Annotated in this window: 4 protein-coding genes; all 4 read right to left on the reverse strand. The window is 28.0% G+C overall.

The genetic code is table 11. The features are described 5' to 3' along the window. On the reverse strand, nucleotides 1-375 hold a 375-nt coding region (locus tag Q1K13_RS02350), incomplete at its 3' end, for an LCP family protein (protein ID WP_300347481.1). A 31-nt stretch (nucleotides 376-406) separates the two neighbouring features. Continuing rightward, nucleotides 407-1,090, reverse strand: coding sequence for a sugar phosphate nucleotidyltransferase (locus Q1K13_RS02355; protein ID WP_300347483.1), 684 nt, complete (start codon nucleotides 1,088-1,090; stop codon nucleotides 407-409). 139 nt (nucleotides 1,091-1,229) lie between these two features. Beyond that, nucleotides 1,230-2,210: a DMT family transporter gene (locus Q1K13_RS02360; RefSeq protein ID WP_300347484.1), complete on the reverse strand. Its 981-nt coding sequence runs from the start codon at nucleotides 2,208-2,210 to the stop codon at nucleotides 1,230-1,232. 31 nt (nucleotides 2,211-2,241) lie between these two features. Then, entirely contained in the window at nucleotides 2,242-4,110 is a 1,869-nt protein-coding gene (locus tag Q1K13_RS02365) for a phosphotransferase (RefSeq protein WP_300347485.1), read from the reverse strand. Nucleotides 4,111-4,143: the final 33 nt, after the last annotated feature.

Raw genomic sequence — 4,143 nt, forward strand, 5'->3', positions numbered from 1 at the left:
ATAAGCATGAGTTATCTTATCATCGCCATGACCTGGAATATCAACATAAGAATCTCTCATAATAGAAGTTAACTTCATAACTTTATGTTCTTCATCTAAAGTAAGAATCATAATAGCATCACTTCTACCAACTTTTCCTTTTGGTGCATCAATCCCAAATAAAGCTATATTTTTTATATGCTTTTCTTCCTCAACCTGTGTTTTATCTATAGAAAGATTATCCTTATTAACTTCAACTTTTTGAACTTTGCTAAATTTAGAGTTTATATAATAATATCCTCCGCCTAATATTATTAAAAATAATATTACTATTAAACTAATTACCCAAACAACCTTCTTATTATTTTTTTTATTATATTTAACTACTTTGTCCATATTAAAATCACTATCCTTTAATATATGAAAATTATTTTTCAACTATTGATTTAACATAGTTTAACTCATCTAAATTATCAATTTCATATATACTATCTTCTGATATCTTTTGAATATGTATATCTAATTTAGCTATGTTATTTTTAACTATATCATCCCAGTATAAATTAGTAAAATCACCATGTTCAACCATATCTTCAAGTTCTTTTACTATTATGTCAGTATCTTTTTTTGCCCAATATGATACTCCACAAAGTATATATCCTTCATCATCTCCAACTTCTATATCAGTTACCTTTAAATTTTCATCAAAGTGAAGTTTCCATTCTCCTTTAAAACCTTTTTTGTTTGCTGAAAAATACATTGATGTTTCAGGTCTTTCTAATAAGAAATTCTTTGCAATATAAACATCAGCATCAACAACATATGTATCCTCTAAATATTCTCTTACTAAATACATAGTATATATATTGTTGTAAACTTCATATTTATCATTGTGTACTAATTTAACTCCATACTTTTCCTTTAAGTAGTCAAATTTCTCTGCAAGATATCCAGTAACTACTATTATCTCTTCTACCCCTTTTTCTTTTAAATATTCAACTTGTCTTTCTAAAAGTGGTTTACCATTAACCTCTATAAGTGATTTTGGTGTGTCTAATGTTAATGGTCTTAATCTAGTTCCCATTCCTGCTGCTAATAATATTGCTCTCATATTAATTAACTCCTCTAATCCAATAATATAATTATAAAAATAGATAGAACATAGTTATTAATTATGTTCTATTTTTATTTTCCATATTTTAATAACTATATTTATAATATCAAAAATATAGTCTATCTTTCAAATAAACTTAAACTTCTATTTCTTCCACGACATTTTCAACATTAGTAAGTTCTTCTTCATGTGCAGGTTGAGTTGCCACTACAAATGAACCTATCATAACCATTAATGCGCATACTACCATTTTAATAGTTATTTCATGTCCAAGTAAAATTCTATCGAAGACCATAGCCCAAACAACATATGTTATATTTAATCCCATGGCTCTTGTTGGTCCTAATTTATGAATTGCAGTGTAGTAACATACATAAGAAATTGTACCCATTAATGCAGTTACTATGATAATCCATAATACTTTTCCTTTGAAAACTTCAAATACTAATGGATAAGCTTTTAATAATGGTATTATTATAACTCCTGAACATACTGCTGATACTACTTGACGAACTTGTAATGCTTGTTTTGGTGTAATATCATCGTCCTTCATTCCATATGAACATATTACACATTCAGATCCCCATCCAATTACACTTAATCCTGCAAATAAAAATCCTATTAAACTTGTTTCTCCCCCAGAACTATTCATTCCTAATAATGCTATACCTAATATACTTACTAATAATCCAACATATCCTTTTTTACTAATCTTTTCTTTTAAGAATATGGCTGCAAGTACAGCTCCTACTGCTGGATATATAGATGAAATTGTGGCTGCATATGATGGTCCTATATATTTTACAGAAAGTAAATATCCAGTCATACCAATAGGGCCACCCATTATAGCCCCTAATACAACATATTTTGTACTAGGTGTTTTTAATGCTTTTATTAACTTTCCAACTTGTTTTGTAGAAATAATATATAAAAACATCCATATGCTTGAGAATAAATCATGTAGAAATGTACTAACAAATGGTGCTAACATTATAGCAATCTCATTATTTGTAAATGGTGCCATTGATAAAACAACACCAACTAAAACTGTATCTAGCCCCCAAGCTATAGCAGACATAACACCTCTACTATATCCTTTGTAATTCTTATTAAACATCTTTTTCTCCTTTAAAATAAAAACATACTTTTTATTTCTCCATTAATATTTTGTCTAATAAATCTAAATTTTTCTTCCCTCTGTTGTATCTGTCAATTCCGTAAGTTCCAAAGTCATCACCTTGTGCCTCTTTTAAAACAGTCCATATACTCCATAAAAAGTCCTGGCATATTTTATAGATAAGAATTCTAATCTTATGCTTTTCTTCAATTGAATTATTAAAATAAATATCTAAGAATAATTCTTCATCATCTTCTGAGAAATCACATTCTATTGAATGAGCTGCTAAATCCCACATTGGATCATTTAATCCACTGTATTCCCAATCTATTAAGAACATTCTTTCATTAATATCTTTAACAAAGTTTTCTGGTACTGTATCATTATGACATGGTTTTATTTCCATTCCATACTCTTCTAATGTTTTTTCTAGTTTTAAAACTCTTGCCTTAGTCTCATCATAATCTTCAAATAATGTTCCATTTACCTTTTTAACTATGTTTTCATAATCCTCTATTTTTTCAAAAACATCAAATCTATTTTCCATTGGTAATTCTGAGTTATGTAGAGTTCTTAAAGCTCCAACCACTAATTCCATGTTTTCTTTTTTCTTAGCTGTTGCTTGATTTAAAGTTTCTGCTCCTTCTATAAGTTCTGCTATCTTAACTCCTGATTCTTCATCAAAGAAAAGTATCTTAGCATCTATTCCTTTTTTAGCTGCTAATTTAGAGTTTCTCATCTCATCTTTTCTATTTATCATAGAACTTGTACCAGCACCTGGTATTCTAACTATATATGCCTTATTATCTACAAAAGCTTTATAGTTTTTATTAGTCATACCTCCAACTGGAAGTATCTCTTTTATATTATTTTCAGAAACACCTAATCCTTCTATTATGGCATTTCTGACTTGTTCTATTTTATATTGCATTTCTCTTCTTCTTATCATAGGAATAATATGTTTTCTAATCTTATCATATTGCTCCTCATTATCTATTTCACCCCACACAAGATCATTTATCTTCTCATATCCAACCTTATAGTTTCTAGCCACATCTAACATTGTGTACTCATAATTCATATATGGGTTTATATTAAACTTAAATTCTTCTAACATCATATTAAATAATTTATATGAAATTTTACTTATTCCAACCATCTCTCCATCAATTCTATTAAACTGATGTATATCCTTTGACATCTTAAATAAGTAACCATCTCTTATTTCTACAAAAGCTTCATCTCCTGAACCACTTTCATTAGTAAGCAATATACAGTCTCTATTTTCATTCTTAATTATTTGTTCAACTGCTCTACTTTCAAAAACAAGATCATTTTCTACTAGTATAAAATCATGAGTTATATGTTCCTTTGCTAAAGCTAATGAACTCATAGTACCTGTCCATTTATAAGCTGAGTTTGTTACACAAACTATTGATGAATCTTTTTCTGCAAGCTCTTCATAAAACTCTTTTTTATATCCATTTACTATAACTATTTTTTCTATTCCATTTGATTTTAAAGCTTCTATAATTCTATCTATAATTCTAAACTCTTCTATCTCTAAAAATCCTGCTGGCTTCCCAAAATTTCCTTTTCCTCCAGCTCCTAAAATAACAGCTTCCTTAACTTTATAAAATTTTCCTTTATGTATTGATAGCTTTGTATTCTTAATTTGATTTAATGAACTTTCTAATAAAGCAACCCCTGCTTCAGTTAATTCATATTTAAATGTTTTTTTATCTATATAATTCTTTATAATATATTCTCTCTCTAATAATTCTTTAAGTAAGGCATTTACCTTTCCAACAGAAATACCTACCATATCAGCTAATTTTCTTTGGCTTATATTTTCCTCATTGTTTAATATCTTTAATATCTCAATCTCATGTGTTAACATTTCTTTTCCCCTTCCGTTCATTTTTTGAACACT

The organism is Clostridium sp. (assembly GCF_029267215.1).
GTDB lineage: Bacteria > Bacillota > Clostridia > Clostridiales > Clostridiaceae > Sarcina.